At 65.0% G+C, this 21972-nt stretch carries 22 protein-coding genes, 1 tRNA gene and 1 pseudogene; 13 read left to right on the top strand and 11 right to left on the bottom strand.

Translation table 11 applies throughout. The features are described 5' to 3' along the window. Positions 1-97 precede the first annotated feature (97 nt). The 3 genes from AC3G88_RS01845 to AC3G88_RS01835 form a co-directional block, all read right to left on the bottom strand. Positions 98-487: a DUF7338 family protein gene (locus AC3G88_RS01845; RefSeq protein WP_488893151.1), complete on the bottom strand. Its 390-nt coding sequence runs from the start codon at positions 485-487 to the stop codon at positions 98-100. Beyond that, on the bottom strand, positions 405-590 hold the full coding sequence (locus AC3G88_RS01840; RefSeq protein WP_488893156.1) for a hypothetical protein: 186 nt from the start codon (positions 588-590) through the stop codon (positions 405-407). The genes AC3G88_RS01845 and AC3G88_RS01840 overlap by 83 nt, the downstream gene beginning before the upstream one ends. A 64-nt stretch (positions 591-654) precedes the next feature. Beyond that, positions 655-837, bottom strand: coding sequence for a hypothetical protein (locus AC3G88_RS01835; protein ID WP_488893087.1), 183 nt, complete (start codon positions 835-837; stop codon positions 655-657). Positions 838-1085: 248 nt separating this feature from the next. Here AC3G88_RS01835 and AC3G88_RS01830 point away from each other — a divergent pair, with 248 nt between their 5' ends. The 4 genes and pseudogenes from AC3G88_RS01830 to AC3G88_RS01815 all read left to right on the top strand — a co-directional run bounded on the left by AC3G88_RS01830 (position 1086) and on the right by AC3G88_RS01815 (position 3809). After that, positions 1086-1367: a site-specific integrase gene (locus AC3G88_RS01830; RefSeq protein WP_488893086.1), complete on the top strand. Its 282-nt coding sequence runs from the start codon at positions 1086-1088 to the stop codon at positions 1365-1367. A gap of 77 nt (positions 1368-1444) precedes the next feature. Further along, positions 1445-1519 (top strand) — tRNA-Gly (locus tag AC3G88_RS01825). A gap of 77 nt (positions 1520-1596) precedes the next feature. Then, positions 1597-2379 (top strand): tRNA (guanosine(46)-N7)-methyltransferase TrmB, encoded by a 783-nt coding sequence (gene trmB, locus AC3G88_RS01820; RefSeq protein WP_488893085.1) that lies wholly within the window; start codon positions 1597-1599, stop codon positions 2377-2379. Between the two features lie 66 nt (positions 2380-2445). Next, positions 2446-3809: pseudogene (locus tag AC3G88_RS01815) on the top strand (IS3 family transposase). An 83-nt stretch (positions 3810-3892) separates the two neighbouring features. Here AC3G88_RS01815 and AC3G88_RS01810 read toward each other — a convergent pair. From AC3G88_RS01810 to AC3G88_RS01800, 3 genes are all read right to left on the bottom strand, one after another. Continuing rightward, entirely contained in the window at positions 3893-4774 is an 882-nt protein-coding gene (locus AC3G88_RS01810; protein ID WP_488770631.1) for an undecaprenyl-diphosphate phosphatase, read from the bottom strand. A 79-nt stretch (positions 4775-4853) separates the two neighbouring features. Then, positions 4854-5420, bottom strand: a complete 567-nt coding sequence (locus AC3G88_RS01805; RefSeq protein WP_488893084.1) for a DUF1439 domain-containing protein — start codon at positions 5418-5420, stop codon at positions 4854-4856. Positions 5421-5446: 26 nt separating this feature from the next. Further along, positions 5447-5734 (bottom strand): YkgJ family cysteine cluster protein, encoded by a 288-nt coding sequence (locus AC3G88_RS01800; protein ID WP_488893083.1) that lies wholly within the window; start codon positions 5732-5734, stop codon positions 5447-5449. Positions 5735-5950: 216 nt separating this feature from the next. Between AC3G88_RS01800 and AC3G88_RS01795 the strand changes: the two genes are divergently transcribed. The 4 genes from AC3G88_RS01795 (at position 5951) to AC3G88_RS01780 (ending at position 9618) form a co-directional block, all read left to right on the top strand. Beyond that, positions 5951-6760: a TetR/AcrR family transcriptional regulator gene (locus AC3G88_RS01795; protein ID WP_488893082.1), complete on the top strand. Its 810-nt coding sequence runs from the start codon at positions 5951-5953 to the stop codon at positions 6758-6760. Positions 6761-7000: 240 nt separating this feature from the next. Beyond that, entirely contained in the window at positions 7001-7654 is a 654-nt protein-coding gene (locus AC3G88_RS01790) for a protein-L-isoaspartate O-methyltransferase family protein (RefSeq protein ID WP_488893081.1), read from the top strand. A 13-nt stretch (positions 7655-7667) separates the two neighbouring features. Next, on the top strand, positions 7668-7991 hold the full coding sequence (locus tag AC3G88_RS01785; protein ID WP_215528355.1) for a rhodanese-like domain-containing protein: 324 nt from the start codon (positions 7668-7670) through the stop codon (positions 7989-7991). Between the two features lie 154 nt (positions 7992-8145). Then, positions 8146-9618, top strand: a complete 1473-nt coding sequence (locus tag AC3G88_RS01780) for a TolC family outer membrane protein (protein WP_488893080.1) — start codon at positions 8146-8148, stop codon at positions 9616-9618. Here the strand turns inward: AC3G88_RS01780 and AC3G88_RS01775 are convergent. From AC3G88_RS01775 to AC3G88_RS01755, 5 genes are all read right to left on the bottom strand, one after another. Next, a complete protein-coding gene (locus tag AC3G88_RS01775) occupies positions 9615-10937 on the bottom strand; it encodes an O-antigen ligase family protein (protein ID WP_488893079.1) in 1323 nt (440 codons plus the stop codon). The two genes, AC3G88_RS01780 and AC3G88_RS01775, sit on opposite strands and share 4 nt — an antisense overlap. Before the next feature lie 84 nt (positions 10938-11021). Next, entirely contained in the window at positions 11022-11843 is an 822-nt protein-coding gene (locus tag AC3G88_RS01770) for a DUF4377 domain-containing protein (RefSeq protein ID WP_488893078.1), read from the bottom strand. 84 nt (positions 11844-11927) lie between these two features. Beyond that, a complete protein-coding gene (gene waaA / locus AC3G88_RS01765; RefSeq protein ID WP_488893077.1) occupies positions 11928-13202 on the bottom strand; it encodes a lipid IV(A) 3-deoxy-D-manno-octulosonic acid transferase in 1275 nt (424 codons plus the stop codon). Then, positions 13202-14293, bottom strand: a complete 1092-nt coding sequence (gene waaC, locus AC3G88_RS01760; RefSeq protein WP_488893076.1) for a lipopolysaccharide heptosyltransferase I — start codon at positions 14291-14293, stop codon at positions 13202-13204. Before waaC ends, waaA begins: the two co-directional genes overlap by 1 nt. Then, positions 14274-15659, bottom strand: coding sequence for a phosphomannomutase/phosphoglucomutase (locus tag AC3G88_RS01755; protein WP_488893075.1), 1386 nt, complete (start codon positions 15657-15659; stop codon positions 14274-14276). Before AC3G88_RS01755 ends, waaC begins: the two co-directional genes overlap by 20 nt. Before the next feature lie 280 nt (positions 15660-15939). On the opposite strand from AC3G88_RS01755, the gene AC3G88_RS01750 reads away from it, so the two are divergent. From AC3G88_RS01750 to AC3G88_RS01730, 5 genes are read left to right on the top strand one after another with little or no spacing between them, the layout of a single operon-like run. Continuing rightward, positions 15940-17082 carry a glycosyltransferase family 4 protein gene (locus AC3G88_RS01750; protein WP_488893074.1) on the top strand — a complete coding sequence of 381 codons (1143 nt, stop codon included), beginning with the start codon at positions 15940-15942 and terminating at the stop codon, positions 17080-17082. After that, positions 17079-18398 (top strand): exopolysaccharide biosynthesis polyprenyl glycosylphosphotransferase, encoded by a 1320-nt coding sequence (locus tag AC3G88_RS01745; protein ID WP_488893073.1) that lies wholly within the window; start codon positions 17079-17081, stop codon positions 18396-18398. The genes AC3G88_RS01750 and AC3G88_RS01745 overlap by 4 nt, the downstream gene beginning before the upstream one ends. Then, positions 18398-19549, top strand: coding sequence for a glycosyltransferase (locus AC3G88_RS01740; RefSeq protein WP_488893072.1), 1152 nt, complete (start codon positions 18398-18400; stop codon positions 19547-19549). The genes AC3G88_RS01745 and AC3G88_RS01740 overlap by 1 nt, the downstream gene beginning before the upstream one ends. Then, on the top strand, positions 19549-20799 hold the full coding sequence (locus AC3G88_RS01735) for a lipopolysaccharide biosynthesis protein (RefSeq protein WP_488893071.1): 1251 nt from the start codon (positions 19549-19551) through the stop codon (positions 20797-20799). Before AC3G88_RS01740 ends, AC3G88_RS01735 begins: the two co-directional genes overlap by 1 nt. Beyond that, the gene (locus AC3G88_RS01730) at positions 20796-21926 is read left to right on the top strand and encodes a glycosyltransferase family 4 protein (protein ID WP_488893070.1); all 1131 of its coding nucleotides are present in this window, start codon (positions 20796-20798) and stop codon (positions 21924-21926) included. Before AC3G88_RS01735 ends, AC3G88_RS01730 begins: the two co-directional genes overlap by 4 nt. Positions 21927-21972 lie beyond the last annotated feature (46 nt).

Below are 21972 nucleotides of genomic sequence, written 5' to 3'. Positions count from 1 at the left end.
GTCTTCCACCCGAACTTGAAACTGCAGACCGGTCTTTCCCACGATACAAAATCGCCCGCGCGGGTCGATGGCGATAAACAGGGAGCCGTCCCGCCGATCAGTCGCCACTTGCCAGGTGGAAGGGTCGAAGGGACATCCCAGCATCTGATAGTAAACGTGTAGCCCCGGTTTCCTCCAGAGCCCGCGTACGCACCCACCAGAGTTTGAGGGCATTGCGCGGCACCGGAAAACTCCCCTGCCGCCAGCCTTGATCCAGATCAGCATTGAAGGTCTGGAACCACGAGAGCCAGCGCGGAAGATTGGCGCTCATGCCGGCCATTAGCGCCAGAGCCGGCGCGAGGATCATCGTCAGCGCGGCGAACAGAGCGAATCGAGCGCCATGAAAGGATAGGCGAGGAACATGGTCAGCCCCGGTTGTCGGCTTTGTTGCCCGTGGCCTGCCCCATGATTTCCGTCTTGCGCCGGCTGTCAGAGGTCGAGCCGACATAGTAGGCAATGACCCGCTCAACCTTCGCCGACATATACCCGATGACGGTCCCGACGAGCACCGTATCCGCCCTAACCTGTCCGAACAGCACAGAGAAGGCCATAGCCAGGAATCCGGCTATGACTCAGAAGGCCAGCACCTGCGGGGTACGGTCATGCACGGCGACTTCACGCTTCCGGGGCGCTATCGCGCTCGGAAGCGGCAATCTGCGACATCTGCACATCAGCCGCAATCTCGGCCTTCCGCACATCGGCGCCGATCTCAGTCAGATGCGCCTGCTGGTCGAGGACCGCATTCTGGAATTGGTAGGCGAGGTTCGGATCGGCGCTGCAGCGCGGCGACAGCGGCATCGGGAGCCGACTGCCCAGTCACCGCCTGGGCGATGCCGACCACCTTGCCGGCGACCTCCGCGGCCTTGGAGCCGCCGAGCCAGCCGGCGATCATTGGCGCGAACTGAGCCAGCGCCATAATGGGAATGGGGAGGGGGAATCGTGACTGTTCAAGCAGGGCAAGACGAAGGCGCCGCGTCGGATCGCCATCGTGGGCGAACTCAAGCCGCAGCTGGATCGGATCAGGGCCACGAAAGGCCACGCTATCGGTGAATTCGATCTACCTGCTGGTCAACGATAAGGGCCTGACGCTAAGCCAGCCGACTCTGCGCAGCCAGTTCGCGACTGCCAAGAAACCGACCAAGACGACGCGCCCGAAGCAGGCCGATAGTAGTGAGGCATTCTGGATTTATGACCTTCGGGCGACGGCAGCGGACGACACTTCGGACGAGGGAGAGGGCGCAGCCGATGATCTGCTGGGCCACGCGGACCTGCGAACGACCAAGCGGCACTACCTGCGCCGAGGTAAGAAGGTAGCCCCTACAAGGTAGATTGCGGAGCAAAATAGGAATTGCGGGGCATGGACCGCTGGCGGAATCGTGCTAGAATCCGCCCCCAGTAACCCATGGCGGGCGTCGTATAATGGCTATTACCTTAGCTTCCCAAGCTAAAGACGTGGGTTCGATTCCCATCGCCCGCTCCACTTCTCAGATCTGACAAGCCGCCTCTGGCACCCGGTCAATGAATGACCGGCGATCCGCCCGGCGGTTTTTTGTTGCCATGCTTCCCGAAGACACGAACACCGACACGCTGCCCGGCGACTACGCCGACGGCGACAGCGGACAACCTGCGGACGCCACGCCTGCCAACCCGGGTGACGAGGTCGCGCATCCGCGCCGTATCCGCTCGTTTGTCAGGCGTGCCGGACGCACGTCCACCGGCCAGCAGCGCGCCATCGACGACCTCGGTCCAAAGTTCATCGTGCCCTATCAAGGCGAACCACTGGACTGGACGGCCACGTTTGGGCGCGAGGCACCGTCGATTCTTGAAATTGGCTTTGGCATGGGCGAGACGACGGCGCATATCGCCAAACTGCGTCCGCAGGACAATTTCCTGGGCTGCGAAGTCCATGAGCCCGGCGTCGGCGCGCTGCTGAAGCAGATTGGCGAGAACGATCTGCAGAATGTGCGGATCATGAACCACGACGCGGTGGAAGTCATCGCGCATATGCTGACCGAGCAGTCGCTGGACGGCGTGCATATCTTCTTTCCCGATCCCTGGCACAAGAAGCGCCATAACAAGCGCCGCCTGGTGCAGCCGCCACTGGTCAAGGTGCTGGCCAGCCGCCTGAAGCCCGGTGGTTATTTCCACTGCGCGACGGACTGGGAAGAATACGCCGACCAGATGGTGGAAGTTCTGAGCGGCGAACCGACCCTGGAAAATACCTCGACCGCTGCCGGTGGCTTTGCGGAACGCCCAGATTACCGTCCGGTGACCAAATTCGAAAAACGCGGCGTGCGGCTGGGCCACGGCGTTTGGGACGTGGTATTCCGCAAGAAATGAGAAAGGGGCCCGAGTGAACTGCACCCCAAAAGTTGGACACCCGTCCAACCTTTGGGGTGTTTTTTCATGGCGAAGTACGACGAGCGATTCAAGCTCAGATTGGTAAGGCAGTATTTGGCCGGTCGTTGCGACGTCAGGGCAATCGCAGCGAAGCACGACGTAAGGCATCGGCTGCTGGCGCGTTGGCAGCGAGCTACCGACAGAATGGGCTCGACGGGTTGCGCAAGAAGCGCAGTGGCCCTTACACAGCCGAGTTCAAGCTGAAGGTGCTGCAGCACATGCGACAGGAAGGTTTGTCGGCGAGCAAGCTGCCGCGCTGTTCGACATTCGCAGCCCCGGCGGCATAGGGGACTGGAAGCGCCGCTATCATGGTGGCGGTGTAGATGCTCTGTCGCCCCAACCACGCGGGCGCCCAAAGATGATGCCGCAAGCCACTCCTCCCAAACCTGTGACGGAGACCCCTGCCGACGACGAGCGTTCGCGCAAGGACTTGCTTAAGGAAATCGAGTATCTACGCGCGGAGGTCGCGTACCTAAAAAATGGAATGCCTTGGTTCAGGCCAAAAAGACTGCCGCGCAGAAATGGCGCGGCTAGTGCTTGATCTGAGACAGGACTACGGTCTAGCGGCGCTGCTGAAGGTGGCAGGACTGGCGCGCAGCACGTTTTACTATCAGACGAAGCTGCTTGAAGCTGGCGACAAAGACGCCGGGCTGAAAGCACGCATCCTGAAGATCTATCAGCGTCACAAAGGCCGCTATGGCTACCGGCGTATTACTGCAGCCCTGCGCAGCACTGGCGAGACGGTCAATCACAAGGCGGTTCAGCGCCTGATGCAATCACTCGGTGTGAAGTCTCTGATTCGGTGCAAAAAATATCGCTCGTATCGAGGGCCAGGCCACGTGTCCATACCCAACGTGCTGCAACGCCAGTTCGAGGCCCCACGTCCCAATGAGAAATGGGTGACGGATGTTACCGAGTTCAATGTCGGTGGCGACAAGCTCTACCTATCGCCTGTGATGGACCTGTATAACGGGGAGATCGTGGCCTACCAGACTAGCCGACACCCACACTTCAGCCTGGTGAGCACCATGCTCAAGAAGGCATTGAATCGGTTATCCGGCCCCCGACGGCCCTTGCTACATTCCGATCAGGGTTGGCAATACCAGATGCCGGCCTACCGGCGGACACTGACCGAGCATGGCCTGACACAGAGCATGTCACGCCGCGGGAATTGCCTGGACAACGCGGCCATGGAGAGCTTCTTCGGAACGCTCAAGTCCGAGTGCTTCTACCTGAGCAAGTTCAGCAGTGTCGATCAGTTGCAGGATGCCCTGCGCCGCTATATCCACTACTACAATCACCACCGCATCAAGACAAAACTAAAAGGGCTGAGTCCTGTGCAATACAGGACTCAGCCCTTGGGCGCCTAGCGTCAGTGACCGTCCAACTTTAGGGGGTCAGTTCACCGAGGCCCCTTTTTCAAGCTGTCGCCAATTTGCGTTTGCGTCGCAAATCAGGCGTGCCAGGACACCATGCCCGTCCAGGCGGTCAGCAGCACGATAATCCCGAAGGCAATCCGATACCAGGCAAATGGCTTGAAATCGTGCGTGGCCACGAATCGCAGCAGCCATCGTACGCACAGGAACGCCGAGAGAAATGCGAACACGAAGCCGATGCCGAAGATGCCCAGGTCGTCGGCCGACAGCACCGCCCGCGCCTTGTACAGTTCGTAGACCGTGGCGCCGAAAATGACCGGGATCGCCAGGAAGAACGAGAACTCGGTAGCCACCTGACGCGACAGGCCGAACAGCATGCCGCCGATAATCGTCGCGCCCGAGCGCGAGGTGCCCGGCACCAGGGCGAAACACTGGGCGAGACCCACCTTCAAGGCGTCGCGCCAGGTCAGGTCGTCGATGGACTCGATGCGCGGCGCGCCGGCCTTGGCCGCTTCCAGCAGCGCATTGCCCTGCGGATGCGACACGGTACCGCGCCGCCCCTCGCGCCACTCCGCCAAGAGAATCACCACGCCACCGACGATAAACGCCAGCGCCACGGTAATCGGATTGAACAGATGGGCCTTGATCCATTTGCCGAACACCAGCGCCAGCACGATGGCCGGCACCGTGGCAACAATCACGTTGATCGCAAAACGTTGCTGCCGGGGGTCCGAGACCAGCCCGCCCAGCGCGGCGCCGATGCGCCGGCGGAATTCCCAGCACACCGCCAGGATCGCGCCGAACTGGATCACGATCTCGAAGATCTTGCCTTTTTCGTCATTGAAGTCCAGCAGTTGTCCGGCAAGAATCAGGTGGCCGGTGCTGGAGATGGGAAGAAATTCGGTCAGTCCTTCGACGATGCCGAGAATCACGGCCTTGAGGGCGAGTGCAATATCCATGTGGACTCAAAAAGTAGGCGCGAATGGCGGCTGGTCCGCCAGCGATGCCCGAAGGCATCGCATTATTGTTGCTGTGAATTTACGGCCGATTAATCTTGACGTTGATACCGTCTGGCAGGACCGTGATTGTACCGGGCTCCACGCTAGTGCCGGCCAGCCGCAACTGCTCCGGCTTGAACGTATAGAGCGGATAGCCCTGCAGCAACTGCTCGGACAGGATACCGCCCAGTGCATTCAACTGGCGTGCAAACTGGCCCGGCAACCCCTGCACGTCGAACTGCTTGACCTCGGGGTCCTGCAGCACCAGCGAATGGCTTGGGGGGTCATAGCGCAGCGCGCTGTCCAGCGCGAAGCGGCCCGTCAGCGGCTGGCGGAAAAACAGCCGGTTGTCGATCGTGGCATCGAAACTGACCAGCACGCGATTACGGGTGGCGTCGAGCGCCAGCTGCGGGTTGGCAAGCTGGATATCGAACACCTCCATATACCGCTTGTTGAACGGGAATTTCTTCGCCAGCGCGTCCTGCAGCTGGCTTTGCGAGAATGTGTACTCGCTACGGAATACGCTGCAGCCCGCCAGCCAGCCCGTGGCCACCAGCGCGGCGGCACCCGCGGCCGCCAGCCAGCGCCGGCGCGTCATCGCAATCATGCATGCCTCTCCATCAAACAGTAGGGTCAGCGCACCGCTTCGGCCGGCGCCGTCGCCTGCTCGAGCCGCGTCAGCCAGACCATGGCCGATTCGCGGGAATCCCCGCACATTTCGGCCGACGGGCGAAGTCCGCCGCAGAACGCCGGCCGCTGCGGCTGTCCGAAGACCGCACACCGCATGTCCGCCATCAGTTGCGCGCACCGCTGGCCGGCCGGCTTGCCATGCGGCATGCCTGGCAAGGGCGACGTGATGGACGGCGCGATGCAGCAAGCGCCGCAGCCGGCACGGCAGGTGGGTTCAGACTCGCAGGACATGGTGAAGGTTCAGCGGCAGATGCCGACAATACAGGGGTGCCGCCGATGCGCGGTACCAAGCCGGCATTGTGCCTGACCCGATCCGCCAGACCTGCAACAAAGAGCAACTTGCGTATCATGCGTCACTTATACCATTCGTCGCACGCGGCTTGACCCCGCAATTCCGGTCCTCTACATTACTGACCGACAAGTTATTAATACTGCGATGCATCCCGCATGGATCGCTTTGACGCCTGTCCCGTGAGCCCTGCCCTGCCCAAGAAAGACCCCGACACCCGCCGCTGGAGCCGGCGCAAGGCCGCGCGCCCGCAAGAACTGGTGGCCGCCGCGCTGACGCTGTTCGTGGAACGCGGCTACGCCGCTACCCGGCTGGAGGACGTTGCGGCAGCGGCCGGCGTGTCGAAGGGCACGGTCTACCTGTACTTCGCGAACAAGGAAGAACTGTTCAAGACAGTGGTCCGCGAAAACATGGTGCCCGCGCTGGCCAAGGGCACCGATCTTGTGGACACCTACGAAGGGTCAACCCCGGAACTGCTGCGCGAACTGCTGCTGGGCTGGTGGGGCCTGATCGGCGCTACGCCGGTGGCCGGACTGACCAAGCTGATCATTGCCGAATCGGGCAATTTTCCCGATATCGCCCAGTTCTACCAGGACGAGGTCATGGGGCCCGGCGATGCGCTGTTTGCCCGCGTGCTGGCGCGCGGGGTGGCACGCGGCGAGTTCCGCCAGGTGCCGGCCAATCCCGCGACCACGCTGCTGTGCGCGCCGCTGGTGTTCCTGATGCTTTGGCGCAGCGCCTTCAGCCAGGTCAATATGCCGGCCATCGACCCGAATGCGTTCCTGGACCAGCTGCTGCATATGCTGCTGTTCGGCCTGACCACGGGTCCGGCGCGCGATACCCCGCTGCCCGCCCAGGAAGGGCCTTATGTCTGGGAGCGGATTCGTGACGAACTGATGGCGGAGCGCGCGGCGGCGGATTCCGAACCCGATTCCCGGAATGACACCCGTGCGACCGTCCGGACATGAAGACACCCCAGGCCGCGCACGGCCCCGCGTGCCACGGCGCAACGCTAACCGTTTGTAAACATGCCAGCCCGGTCGGCGAGGGTAAAATAGCGGGCTTTTGCGTAACATCCCGGCATGCGGCGGCTCTGGCGCCCGACGGGACAAGGCAAATCCGACACTGATCGACACAACAGCGCGGACGGCGGGGCGAAAAGCCCGGCCGGCGGCGCAACCCCGCAAGCATCTGGAAGGAAAGGCAAGATGGATCTCGAAAAAGCCCGATTCAACATGATCGAACAGCAAATCCGCCCATGGGACGTGCTGGACCAGGAAATCCTGGACCTGCTGGCCGTGGTCAAGCGCGAGCAGTTCGTGCCGCAGGCCTACGCCGCGCTGGCTTTCGTCGACATGGAGATTCCGCTGCCGGGCGGCGAGAACATGATGCCCCCGCGCGTGGAAGCCCGCGTCCTGCAGGACCTGAACGTGCGCAAGCACGAGAACGTGCTGGAAATCGGCGCAGGGTCGGGCTACATGGCCGCGCTGCTTGCGGCCCGCGGCCGCCACGTGGTGACCGTCGACATCCGTCCGGAACTGGTGGCACTGGCGCGCCAGAACCTGGCCAATGCCGGCGTGACCAATGTGGAAGTGGCCGAAGGCAATGCCGCCGACGGCTGGGCCGTGGCCGCGCCGTACGACGTCATCTGCATCTCCGGCTCGCTGCCGGAACTGCCGCAGTCGATCCTGTCGCAGGTCAAGGTTGGTGGCCGTATCGCCGCCATCATCGGCACGGCACCCGTGATGGAAGCCCGCATCATCACGCGCGTGTCGGAGACCGAGTACCAGGTCGTGAATATCTTCGAGACGCTGGCCAAGCCGCTGCAAGGCGCGGCACAGCCGTCGCGCTTCAAGTTCTGAACCGGAGCCGGCCATGCAGGTAATTACCGCCCCCGAACTGGCGCAATGGCTGGCTGATGCCGGCCGCGCCAAGCCGGTGTTGCTGGATGTGCGCGAGGATCTGGAAGTGCGCACCGCCGCGATGCCCGGCATCACGCATATCCCGATGGGGCAAATTCCGGCCCGTCTGAACGATATCGACGAGGACGCCGAGATCGTCTGCATCTGCCACCACGGCGCACGCAGCATGCAAGTGGCCAGCTTCCTGGAGCGCCAGGGCTATGCCAAGGTCTGGAACCTGACCGGCGGCATCCACGCCTGGTCTACCCAGGTCGATCCGTCCGTTCCGCAGTATTGATCCGGAACCGGCCCCGGCAGCACGCCGGGGCCGTGCCACCGCGCAGCACCCCGGCCGTACCCGCAGCATCCGAAGTACCCCGTCCCTGGCAGTACCACCCGTCGCAACCTATCGATCGTTGGCCGCGCGTGCCGCTGGCCGAGCTGGAGATGTCATGAGTTTTGCGCTTTCCGCCGTGTCCGTTGCGGCCAGGAAACCCCTGGTGCTCGCGGCTGCCCTGCTCGCCTGGCTGCCCATGCCGTCCGCACTGGCCGCCGACCTGCTGCAGGTGTACCGCGACGCGCAAGCCAACGACGCCCAGTTCGCCAGTGCCCGCTCGCAATTGCTGGCCACGCGCGAGAAGCTGCCCCAGGGCCGTGCCGGCCTGCTGCCCCAGATCGCGGGCACGGCGGGCGCGCAGCGGACCATGGCCGACTACAGCTCGCCGGTGGATACCACGCGCTACTTCAACGCCAACACCTGGGCGCTGCAATTGACGCAGCCGCTGTTCCGCTGGGACCGCTGGGAAACCTACAAGCAGGGCGAACTGGCGTCGCTGGCGGGGGAAGTCACGTTCCAGCAGGCCCAGCTGGACCTGATCACGCGTGCGTCGCAGGCCTACTTCGACGTGCTGGCCGCGCAGGACAACCTCTACCTGGCCGGCGCACAGAAAAAAGCCATCGGTGAGCAGCTGGAACAGGCCAAGCGCAACTTCGAGGTGGGCACGGCCACGATTACCGATGCCAACGACGCGCAGGCCCGCTACGACCTTGCCACATCGACCGAAATCGCGGCCCAGAGCGCGCTGGAGGTGACCCGCGCCACGCTGCAGCAGATCACCGGCAAACCCGTGGACGAACTCATGGGGCTGCGGCCCGAAGCCCAGATCCCTGGGCCTCAGCCGACCGATGTGAATGCGTGGGCATCGCAGGCCGAGCAGACCAATCCGCAGGTGGGACTGGCCGGCTACAACCTGGAAACCGCCCAGCGCGAGACCAACAAGGCCAAGGCGGGCCACCTGCCTTCGGTGGATCTGGTGGCGTCCTACGGCTACACCAACGCCCAGGGCACGGCCACCCAGCTCAGCAACGTCGGCAGCCGCTACAACTCTGGCGTGGTGGGCGTGCAGCTGAATATCCCGATCTTCACCGGCGGCCAGATCCAGTCGCGCGTGCGCGAAACCTTGGCGCTGGCGGACAAGGCCGCGAGCGACCTGGAATTCGCGCGCCGCACCGCCGCACAACAGGCGCGCCAGACGTACTCCGGCGTATTCAACGGCCTGGCCCAGGTCAAGGCCCTGGAAGCAGCGGAACGCTCCGCACAGAGCGCCGTGGAATCGAACCAGCTCGGCTACGAGGTGGGCGTGCGCATCAATATTGACGTGCTGAACGCCGAAGCGCAGCTGTTTTCGACACGCCGGGACCTGTCCAAGGCCCGCTACGACACCATCATGAACGGCATGCGCCTGAAGGCGTCCACCGGCACGCTGTCGGAAGACGATGTGGTGCAGATCAATACGCTGCTGACGCAGATGCCGGGGGCGATGTATAGGGTGCCGGGGAAGGCGAAGGTGGGGTCTGCACCAGCCGCCAAGCCGGCGCGCGGAACCAGTTCCCGACGGGACATGACCGGCCCGCCCCGTAGTTAGGCGGATATCGCTTTGCCACTCGCCAAGGATGACGATCTCGTGGTGGAGGCTACCACGTCACGACCGGCGTCCGACGTGACAACAGGTCGCGCAGCCCTGGCCGCCTCTCGACCAGCCAAGCCCAGCAGTAAGCCCACCAAACCAGCATAGAAAACGATATTTGCCTGGTGCGCGAGGGTCACCTGCGTCAGACCCGATAGCAACGACGCCATAATGACGGCAAGGCCTGCAGCTCCGACGCTTTCACCACGAACGTTGCCTGTTGCGCGGCACGTACGAATCATCCTCCAGAACAGCGCGGCCGGAACGAGGAATAGTCCAAGCAAGGTCAACAGCCCGGGTACACCCGTCGTAGAAGCAGCCTCCACAACATCGTTATGTGCGTGTTCAAGCACGCACACCATCGACTCCGATCGGTTGGCGCAATACGGGGCCGCCTTTAGAATCAGAGCGAACTGTCCGGCCCCAATTCCCGACCACGGATGCTCGGCAAAATAACGCATACCGATTTCCCACATCTGCAACCGCGCGCCAACCGACGACTCCGAATTCCCCTGGTCAAACTGACGTACCTCCATCACCGCCTTATCCACTCGCTCAGCGAGCGGGCTAGCCGGTACAAGATACGCTCCGCCAACAATGGCGACAATGGCTGCACTGGAAACCAGGAACATGCGCAGGCTAAAGCCGCGATACCGGACCAAAAGCAAGGGAAACAGGGTCAGCAACATGGCCACCATGCCGCCTCGTGAGCCGTTCATCACGAGGATCAGCGTCGCACAAGCAACGTTGAACCAAGCCTGAACGTGCGTTCGGAGCCCATTGCCGGGCCTAGCAAAGCCCACTAGAGCCAGTGCTGCCACCATATTTGCAAACGCGATAGGCTGAACCCACGCCGACGGCCTGTCAGTGTGCAAGACCAGCGTTTGGAAGGTCACGATCACCAGCGCTCCAAACAATCCCAGGGTAATTCCAGTCCAAAGTCGATCAGGATTCGGCGCGGCGCGAACGATAATCCAGCAGGTCAGAACCGCCAGCAGCATACGGGACGGATTGTCGATCACATTCCAGGGGGTGTGGTGATAAAACTTCGACACTAGGTAGACCACCAGGAACGCCAGAACCGCGAGAGTCAGCGGCATCAGCACATTGGCATGCTGGCGCCAATCGCGTCCCAGCCCACGCCACCCGCCCAGAAACACCACACCGACGCCCGCCAGAAACATCCCTGCCCCCCGTGGCACGCACAGAATCAGGATCGGAAACGCAAGGACGAGAGCGTCGGCCATCGTCGACAGCCGGTTGGTGCGAATAATCATAAGCCGAAAAAGTCACTCGCTCTGCCGAATACTTGCGTGCCCGGCCAGCGCCAAATCAACCCGCCATTCTAATCCATCCCCCTTTCACTTCCCCCTACGCCGCTCCACCACCTCCAGCAATTGCCACCGAATGGCCGTCGCATCCGCGGGAGGATTTGGCACCTGGTACTCCCTCACCCGCAGCTTGTACGTGACGCCCGGCTCGAAATCGAGGCCCTCGATCGGTCCATACCAGAGCTGCCATGGCGCATCGGACGATTCGCGCCAGCGGTAGCACTGCAGCTTGCCGGCACCGGTGCATTCCACGCGTTGCGAATCGATGTAGACGATTTTCTCCCGGCCGGGCACGACGCCCGTTGCGGGGTCCACCTTGTCGCCGCGCCGGCCAACTCCTTCGCGTTCGACAAACTGCAACAGATCGCCATCGGCCGTCTTCCAGATGATCTGGCGGCCCGTGGCGCCGGCGGACGGCTGCGTGCCGACAGTCGTAAAGGGCGACTGCATCGCCTTGAGCAGGGCCGACTCCGTTTCCATCCGGGGGCCCGGACACGCCATGCGCGTGCCCGCCACGCGGTCGAACCGGATGCCGGTCCGTGTCTTGCCGTAGCCGCCGGTAAATCGGTTGCAGCCGCTGGTGCCGTTGACGGTGCCCTGCGACGAATCAATGCCGTCGCTGAAATTGAAAACAATCGGCTCGCCGTTGTCACCGTGCGGAATGTCCCGCACCGTGCCATCCGGCATCTGCCAGCGCACCAGCTCCCAGCGGCTCGGGCCGCTGGAGCGGGTTTCATTCAAGGTGGCACTGGCCGATGGGTTGTCGGGCGGCTGGCCCGTGGCACAGGCCGACAGGATGGCGGCCGCGCCAAGCAGCAGAGTCATCACAATGGGACGTAGAACGCTTTGCATGGGTCGACTCCTTCAGACTGCCGCGACAAGCGCAGCAACATCCACAATATCGACCAGTCTAGCGTCCCGCGCGCAGTCTGTATGTCAGTGCAACACTGGCGCCAGCGCCCCAAGCGTCCGCGCCGTCGCCCCCCGATGCAGCCCCGCGAACGTCAGCGCGTTCGCACGCATCTCGGCCAGGCGGGCGGGCTCGCCCAGCACGCAGGCTGCCGCAGACATCAGTTCGTCGGCATTGGCCACGCGCAGGCAGGCGCCGGCGGCGATGGCATCCTCGGTGGCTTGTGCGAAGTTGAAGGTGTGCAGCCCCATCAGCACCGGCGTGCCGGCCGCGCAGGCCTCGATCAGGTTCTGCCCGCCCAGCGGGATCAGGCTGCCGCCGATATAGGCGATGTCCGATGCCGCGTAGTACATCGCCATTTCGCCCATCGAGTCGCCGAGCACGATGTCGGAAGTGATCGGTTCCGCCACCTGGTCGATGTCGAGTGCGCTGCGGCGCTGGACCGAGAACCCGGCGCGCGTAGCCATGGCGGCCACCTCATCGAACCGCTGCGGATGGCGCGGCACCAGCAGCAGCGCGGGACGCGTCTCGCCGGGCCAGCGCGAGAAAGCCTCCAGGATCAGCGGCTCCTCGCCCTCGCGCGTGCTGGCGGCAGCCAGTACCTGCCGGCCGCCAAAGGCATGCCGCAACTGCTGTCCGCGCGCCATGCCCGCCTCCGGCGGCTGCATGTCGAACTTCAGGTTGCCTGTGATCTGCACCGCTTTTGCGCCCAGCGCCCGATACCGCTCGGCGTCGCCGGGCGTCTGGGCCAGCACCATCGCGAAATCGTTGTACAGCGAAGCCGCCGCACTGCCGAAGCGCGCGGTACGCCGATAGCTGCGCGGCGACAGCCGGGCGTTGACCAGGAACAGCGGCACGCCGGCGCGCCGGGTCACATGCACCAGGTTCGGCCATACCTCTGTTTCCATGATCAGCCCGGCATCCGGCCGGAAATACGCCAGGAAGCGCCGCACCATGTAGGGCACGTCATAGGGGAGGTAGCACTGCTGCACGCGCGGGTTGCCGCCATAAAGCTGCGCGCCGGTCTGCCGCCCGGTAGGCGTCATGTGCGTCAGCAGCAGCCGGTGCTGCGGATAGGCGGCCAGCAAGGCGTCGATCAGCGGCTGCGCGGCGCGCGTTTCGCCAACCGATACGGCATGGACCCACAGCCACGGGCCATCGGACGGCAGGTCTTCATAGCGCCCAAGGCGTTCGCCTACGTGATGGAGATAGCCGGGTTCCTTGCGCGACCGCCACGTCAGGCGCAGCAGCGCCAGTGGCAGGATCACCAGCCACAGCAAGGTGTAAACGATTCGAAGCATCAGATGAAGACTCCGCGCACGCGCCGTGCGGCGGCATAAACCTCATCGACGTCGGGCACGATGCCGTCGTCGCCCACGTTGGCGATCTGGTCCGACCAGTAGCCTTCGGTCTTCCAGCGCCACGTGGCGGTATAGATTTCGACGGTCGGCCGGCACAGCGCCGCGGCGATGTGCACCAGGCCGGTATCGACGCCGATGACCACCTCGGCCCGGTTGATCAGGCCGAAGCCCTGCATTACGGAGAAACGCGGCAGGACCTGCGCGCCGGGCATGCCGGCGGCCAGCACCTCGGCGTCGCGCCTTTCGGATTCGCTGCCCCACGGCAGCAGCACGGCGAGCCCTTCGGCATGCAGCTTCTGGCCCAGCGCATGCCAGTTCGCCACGGGCCAGCGTTTCTTCGCGCCTGCCGTGGCGTGGAAGCAGACCGCGTAGCGTGCCGGCAGGCCGGACCAGAGCGGATCGTCGACATGCAGCGTGCTGGCGGCCGGTCCGAAGAAGCGCGGCGGCTCCGGCGGCGTGGTCCCCGTCAGCGCAGCCCCGAGCAGGCGCGAGCGCCGGACGGAATGGGTCTGCCGGGGCACCTTGACCGGCGCCGTGTAGAACAGCCGCGCGGCGGGCTCATAGCCCGAACCCTGCGTGGCATTGCCCAGCCCGATCACCGGTGCGCCAGCGGCGCGCGAAGCCGTGCGCGCCACGATGGCGGTCTTGAGCAGGCCTTGCGTCTCCAGCACGGCGTCGTAGGCCTGTTCGCGGATGGCCGCGCGAAACGCGCCCAGCTCGGCCCAGCTGTCGCCCTGCCAGAACCGCTTGCGCCACCGCCGCAACGCGAACGGGATCACGCGGCGCACCTCGGGCAGCAGTTTCACCAGGTCGACGTAGCCCTCTTCCACCACCCAGTCAATCTCGGCCTCAGGCCATCGCGCGCGCAGGTCATGCACCAGCGGCATGTTGTGCACGACGTCGCCCAGCGACGACACCTTGACGATCAGGATGCGTGGCCGGCCGGGAAGCGCAAAGCCCCCCGCCGCCGCCAGCGGCCGCGGCGGGGTCTCGGCCGACGGCTGCACGACCTCAGAACGGGAGCTTTGCATCCGGTTTTTCCGCGAGAATCACGCGCTTGAATTCGGCCTGGATGCGCGCCAGCGCGGCATCGTTGTCGGCCTCGAAGCGCATCACCACCACAGGCGTGGTGTTCGACGGCCGGGCCAGGCCGAAACCGTCCGGATATTCCACGCGCACGCCGTCGATCGTGATCACTTCCTTCGCGCCCTCGAACTTCGCGTTGGCGCGGATCTTGTCGAGCAGCGTGAAGGCCTCGCCCTCCGCCACCTTGAGCTGCAGTTCCGGCGTGCAATTCGAGTTCGGCAGTGCATTCAGCACGGCGCTCGGGTCGGCGTGGCGCGACAGGATTTCCAGCAGGCGTGCGCCCGTGTACAGGCCATCGTCAAAGCCGTACCAGCGGTCCTTGAAGAACACGTGGCCGCTCATCTCGCCGGCGATCGGCGCGCCCGTTTCCTTGAGCTTGGCCTTGACCAGCGAATGGCCGGTCTTCCACATCAGCGGCTCGCCGCCGTGCTGGCGAATCCACGGCGCCAGCTTGCCCGTGCATTTCACGTCGTAGATGACCTGCTGGCCGGGATTGCGCGACAGGATTTCCTCGGCAAACAGCATCAACTGGCGATCCGGGAAGATGACCTGCCCGTCCTTGGTCACCACGCCCAGGCGGTCGCCGTCGCCATCGAAGGCGAGGCCCAGTTCGCAATCGGTCTCGCGCAGGCACTTCATCAGGTCCTGCAGGTTTTCCACATGCGCGGGATCGGGGTGATGGTTCGGGAAATGGCCATCGACGTCGCAGAACAGTTCCACGACCTCGCAGCCCAGCCCGCGGAACAGGTCGCCCACGAACGCACCGGACACGCCGTTGCCGGCATCCAGCGCAATCTTCATCGGACGTGCCAGCTTGACGTCGCCGATGATGCGGTCCAGGTACTGCTGACGGACGTCCACCAGCTTGTAGCTGCCGCCGCCCTTGGTGAAGTTGCCCGCGTCAATGCGCTGGCGCAGTGCCTGGATCTGATCGCCATAGATGGCCTTGCCGCCCAGCACCATCTTGAAACCGTTGTAGTCGGGCGGATTGTGGCTGCCCGTGACCATGATGCCGGACGTGGCGCGGCGGCCATCCAGCTCGATATTGGTACCGAAATACACCATCGGCGTGGCAACCATGCCGACATCGATCACGTCCAGCCCGGCGGCGCGCAGGCCTTCGACCAGCCCGCCCAGCAGATCCGGCCCGGAGAGCCGGCCATCGCGGCCCACCACCACGGTTTTCTCGCCCATTTCGACGGCGGCCGAGCCAAACGACAGGCCGATAAAGCGGGCCACTTCCGGGGTCAGCGTCTTGCCGACGATGCCGCGGATGTCATAGGCCTTGAAGATCGAGGGATCAATTTGCATGTGGCTTCCTGGAGACAAGGTTCATCGTGCGATTCCACCCCATGGCGGGACGCCTCGGGAGGGGCGCGGGCACGGCGCCAAAAAGCCGTATTGTGCCGGATTGCGCGTGGCGCAGGCGCTATAATCGCCTTCAGCCGCCCCCTCAGGGGAATTTTTCGGCGCTTTTTGACTGCCATCGGTCTGTCCGCGCACGTTTTTTCCGACAACCGATCCAATCAGAGACGGCCGACGGGCGTCCGCCGCATTGCTGCACTGCCATCCCCTGTTCGAGACTCCGCCATTGTCCTTGATCACGCCGACTGAACGGCCCCGCATCGCCTGTCTCATCACCAATTCAGAGACGGGCGGTGCCCAGAGCCATGTTGCCGACCTGCTGCGCGCCCTGCGCGGGCAGGCCGATGTCACATTGCTGGCCGGCGGTGATGGTCCCCTGTTCGACCTGGCCCGCAGCCTGAGCATTCCCGCCATCCGGCTGGCCGCGCTGGACAACGCCCTGTCGCCGCTCAAGGCCGTGGCGGCCCTGCGCGAACTGATGCGCGCCCTGCGCGAGGCAAGGCCGGACATCCTGCATACACACAGTGCCAAGGCCAGCGCGCTGGGTCGCGTGGCCGGCAGGCAGCTTGGGATACCCGTGGTCTATACGGTGCATGGCTTTGCGTTCAAGGCGGCAGCGCCATGGAAGCAGCGCACCGTCGCCCGGATGGCCGAATGGCTTCTTGCGCCGCTGACGAGCCACGTCATCTGCGTGGCCGAGGCCGAGCGCGCCATGGCACGCAAGCTGCCCATCCGCGCCGATCGCATCAGCGTGATTCCAAATGGCATTGCCGACGTGGCGGAGCGCGCGCAGCCGGGCGATGCCCTTCGGCGCGTGGTGACGGTCATGCGGCTGGCACCGCCGAAGCGTCCGGACGTGCTGATCCGGGCCTTTGCCGCGGCACAACTGCCCGACTGCGAACTGGTCATCGCCGGCGACGGCCCCCAGCGCGCCAGCCTGGAGCGGCTGGCCAGTCAACTGGCCCCCGGCCGCGTGCGTTTTGCCGGCAGCATCGACAACATCCCTGCCCTGCTTGCCAGCGCGCAGCTATTCCTGCTGGCCTCCGACCATGAGGGTTTCCCCATTTCGATTCTCGAAGCCATGCGTGCCGGCCTGCCGGTGATCGCCAGCGACCTGCCGGGCATTCGGGAACAGCTTGGCGATGGACGCTACGGGGTGCTGGTGGCGCAGAACGCGCCGGCTGCCTTCGCCGACGCGCTGCGCCAGGCGGCCGCCGACACGCCGGCGCGCACTCCCGCTGGCGCTGCCTGCCGGCTGCGGTGGGAGCAGGCGTATGGCCTGGAACCCATGGTCCGCGCCACCTGGGCGGTCTATGAACAGGTGCTGGCGGGCAACCGCCAGGCCGACGCACGGACCCAAGCATCATGAATACCGTGCACACCGGCTCCCTGCGCCGCAATGGTCCGGCCACCCCGGCCAGGTCTGAAACGATCCGGCGGGCCAGCCGCATGATTGCCTGGGCCGCCGTGGGCCTGGTGCTGTTCGGCATCAACTCTGCATTGTCCGAGGCCGCCCACCAGGCGGGCTTTGTGACGCACATCTTCCCGCGCACGCTGCTGTGGTCGATGCTGCCCTACCTGGCGGCGTTCCTGCTCGTGCATCGCGCGCTGCATCTGCCGGCCATGGAAGGCGCCAGCATCGTCGGTGTGGCCGCTACCCTGCCGTTTGCGCTGCTGCTGATCGTCTATGCGGGCTTCCACATCGAGTACTCCCGGGGAGCCGTACTGGTGGGCTACGTCACCACGCTCGCGTGGACGTGGCTCGGCTATCGGCGCTACGTGCAGAAGTACGTGCCGGTATTCGGCTACATGGACCCCGAGACCCTGCAGCACCTGAACCGCATCATCGCGATGCCCGGCGCCAATCCGCCCGCCACCACGCGCTTCGAGCAAATCGGTTCGCCAGAGGAAGCCATGCATTGCGACGGCATCCTGGTGGAGCGCGGCCTGACCGCCGACCCCGCGCGCACGCGGCTGCTGACCCAATACCGGCTTGGCCATCTGCGCATGTACTCCGTGGAACGGATCGGCGAGATGCTGACGGGGCGCGTGGGCCTGGACCATATCGACGAGAATTTCTTCGACGACTATGCCGACCACTACCTGTTCGACTACATCAAGCGGCTGACCGACATCGTCGCGGTGATTGCGCTCGCCCCGCTGGCCATCCCCCTCGGCCTGGCCGTGGCGCTGGCGGTCAGCCTGGAATCGCCGGGCGGCGCGCTGTTCCGCCAGCGGCGCGTAGGTCTTTTCGGCAAGCCGTTCACGATGCTGAAGTTCCGCAGCATGGGCGTGGACAAGCAGGCCCCGGCACAGTTTGCGCTGCGCCAGGACCCGCGCGTGACCCGCGTGGGCCGCATCATCCGCAAGTATCGGCTCGACGAGATCCCGCAACTGTGGAACGTGCTGGTCGGCGACATGAGCTTTATCGGCCCGCGCCCGGAACAGGTGCCGATGGTCGACGAGTTCTCGGAGACCATCGCCTACTACCCTTATCGACACCTGGTGCGGCCGGGCCTGTCGGGCTGGGCGCAGGTGCAGCAGGGATATGTCGGCACGCATGCCGAAACGGTGACCAAGCTCAGTTACGACCTGTACTACGTCAAGCACTGCTCGTTCGCACTGGATCTATTGATTGCGGTGAAGACCATCCGTACGCTGCTGACCGGGTACGGGGCGCGTTGATGACATCGACCGCGGCTGCGGGGCGCTCGCCGATGCGCATCATGCTGGTCACGACCGGGCTCAAGGTTGGCGGCGCGGAGCATCAGGTGGTGGCGCTGGCGCGCGCCTTCCTGGCGATGGGCCATGCCGTTGCCATCGTCAGCCTGTCGCCGGGGCGCGAGATCGACGTGCCGCCCGGCGCCCACGTGGTGGAGCTCAACATGCACAAGACGCCGGCGGGCATGATGCGCGCCCTCTGGCGCGCGCGCGGGCTGGTCCGCGCTTGGCGGCCCGACGTCATGCATGCCCATATGATCCACGCCAACCTGTTCGCGCGGGCCCTGACGCGCGTGACGCCCTGCCCGCCGCTGGTCTGCACGGCGCACAGCTTCCGCGAGGGTGGCCGGCTGCGTATGGCCGCCTATCGACTGACGGACCGCTGGACCGATCTCTCCACCCATGTCAGCGACGATGGACGCCTGGGCATGATCGCAGCGGGCGGCGTGCCGGCGTCACGCATCATCGTCATGCCCAATGGCATCGACACCGACCGCTTTCAGCCCGACCCGATGGTACGCCAGGCCACGCGCGACCAGCTTGGCATCAGTACCGATACGCGCTTGCTGCTCAATGTCGGCAGGCTGGTGACCGAGAAGGCCCAGGACACGCTGATCCGCGCCTTCGCCGGCATCGATCCGGCCGTTCCAGCGCATCTGCTGATTGCCGGGAGCGGCGTCTTGCGCCAGCAGCTGTCGGAGCTTGCGGCGTCACTCGGCATCGCGTCCCGCGTGACGTTGCTAGGGCAGCGCAATGACATACCCGCCCTGCTGAACGCCGCCGACACCTTCGCGCTGTCTTCGGACGTGGAAGGCCTGCCGATGGTGCTGGTTGAAGCCCTGGCATGCGGCTGCCCGGTCGTATCGACCGACGCGCCGGGTGCGGCGGAAGTGATTGGCGATCTTGGGACGATCGTGCCGCGTGGCAACGTCGATGCGCTGGCCGCGGCGCTAAACGATGCGCTGCGTGCGGGCACGGGAACGGCCGCCGCGCAAGGCGGCCGCCGCGCCCGTGTGCTGGCCGCCTTCTCGATTGAAGCCGTGGCCCGGCGTTGGCTCGCGCTCTACGCGAGCCTGCCCGGCACCGCCATCGTGCCGCACGCGGAGGCAGCCTGATGCGGCGACGCGTTGCGGGCAACCTGCTCTGGATGCTGGCCGAACGCGGCCTGCAGGTGGGTGTAGGCATCGGCGTGGTCGCGATGCTGGCGCGCGCCCTGGGGCCGGAGGGTTTCGCGCACTTCCAGTACGCGCAATCGATCGTCCTGATCGCCGCATCGTTTGCGCTCGTCTGCAGTGCGGAAGTAGTCGTGCCACGGCTGGTGGCGGCGGCGACGCCCGCGGCGGAGCAGCAGTTGCTGAGGCACGCGTTCGTTCTGCGTCTGGGCGGGGGCGTGGTGGGGTACCTACTGATGTGTGCGTACCTCGGCATCACCGCACCGCTGCCCGACATCTGGCATGCCGCCCTGCTGCTCGGCATCGCCATCCTGCTGCGCGAGCCTGTCGGCGTGGTCACCGCCTGGATGCAGGCCCATACTAACAACCGTCCCGGAACGCTGTTCAGTCTGGCCGCGCTGGCCATCAAGGCATCGCTGGTTGGCGCGCTGTTCGCCGCCCATGTCACGAACGTGGCCGGATATGCCATCGCGTTCGCGGTAGAAGTCATCGTGCTTGCCACCCTGCTCGCCGCCTTTTACTCGCGCCAGCGCGGCGCCGGCGATGCTGGTTGGCAACCGACGCTGGCGCGTGAACTGCTGGGCGCCGGCACGCTGTTCTGGATCAGCTTCATCCTGATGATGGGCGCACGCCGAGTCGACCAGTTGATACTGCAGCCCGCCGTACCGGCGGCAGAGTTCGGTGCCTATGCCGCGTGCATGCAGATCCTGGACAACTTCACGATGGTGGCGACGATCCTCGCGGCCGGCATCGCGCCAAGCTATGTCTACGCGCGCCAGCGCTTTGACGATGCGCACGCCAGCATCGGCCGCATTGCGCTGGGCCTGGCAGGGCTGGGGCTTGCCGGCGGCCTGGCCATTGCCGCGTGCGCACCGTGGATCGTGACGCTGCTGTATGGGCACGCGTTCGAGGCCACGGTCGGGCTGCTGCGCATGGCGGCGATCATTTCCGCGCTGGTGTTCGCGGATGTCGCGCTGACGCTGCTGGCTGCCCACCTGCGCCAACCGCGCTGGGTGGCCATCAAGTGGGCGCTCGTTCTGGCCACGATTCTGGTGTGGGACCTCGTGATGATTCCGCGTTTCGGCAACTGGGCCGCCATTGCCGGCTACGCCCTGGGCAACGCCGTCGCCGTGATGGTGGGCGCGGTACTCTGGTGGCGGCACCGCCCTGCCCGGCAAATGGCATCGGCATGAGCAAGCTGCCCACCGTCTGCTTCCTGACCGGCACGCTGAACGCCTTTGCCGGCGCCGAACGCATGACTGCGGTCATTGCGAATGGGCTGGCGGAGCGCGGCTACCCTGCGCGGATTCTAAGTCTCTGGGACAAGGCCAGCGTGTTTCCGCTGCACGCGGACGTCGTGCACGACGCGCTTTTTGAATCGCGGCCCTCGTTCAAGCGCCAGTACCTGGCCACGGTGGCCGGCATCCGCCGCTTCGTTCGCCAGCACAAGATCGACGTGCTGATCGAAGTCGATACGATGCTGACGCTGTTCACGCTGCCGGCAACCGTGGGGCTGAAGGTGCGGCGGATTGCGTGGGAGCATTGTCATTTTGACGAGGATTTAGGGCGGCGGGCACGGCGGGTGGCGCGGTGGTTGGCGGCGCGGACCGACGAGGCGGTCGTGGTGCTGACGGAGCGGGATCGCAGGCGGTGGCTCCAGGCACTGCGGCCGCGCAGCACGGTGACCTGCATAGTCAACCCCCTCCCCTTCCCGTTCCCGGATATGCCTTCGCCGCGCCGGGACAAGACCGTACTAGCTATGGGGCGCTTGGTGGACGCCAAGGGCTTCGACGTGCTGGTTCGCGCGTGGGCCCGGATTGCCACGGTCGTGCCCGACTGGAACCTCGTGATCTACGGAGACGGGGAGGAAAGGCAGTCGCTGGCGGCCCTCGTGGACGATCTTGGCTTGCGCGATTGCGTCCGGATGCCTGGAATCTGTGCCGATGCCAGTACGGCTTACACGAAGGCATCAGTATTCTGTCTCAGCTCCCGTTACGAGGGATTCGGACTAGTATTGATCGAAGCAATGGCTTTTGGCCTGCCAATTGTCTCCACCAATTGCGAATCCGGCCCAAGGGAACTGCTGCGGTCGGGCTACAACGCGCTGACGGTGCCAGTCGAAGATCCGGAGGCCTTGGGCGCGGCACTGCTCGAAGCCATTCGCGGGACTTCCGACATGGCTTCGCTTGCGGCAGCGGGCCGTCGGCTCGCTTCGACCTTCGACGCGCAACACGTCGTGACGGCATGGGAAGTCCTACTGGATGCCAGGGCCCGGCCCTGCGGCACGGATCCGCGTGACGAGTCAAGGGCGTCAATCTAGAATGCCGCATTTGCCCAGGCCGGTTTGCGCACGCCCAATCTGACAG

Source organism: Cupriavidus sp. 86D6, from assembly GCF_057815095.1.
The sequence above is the reverse complement of the archived record's forward strand: the minus strand, read 5'-3'. Positions and strand labels throughout refer to the sequence as shown.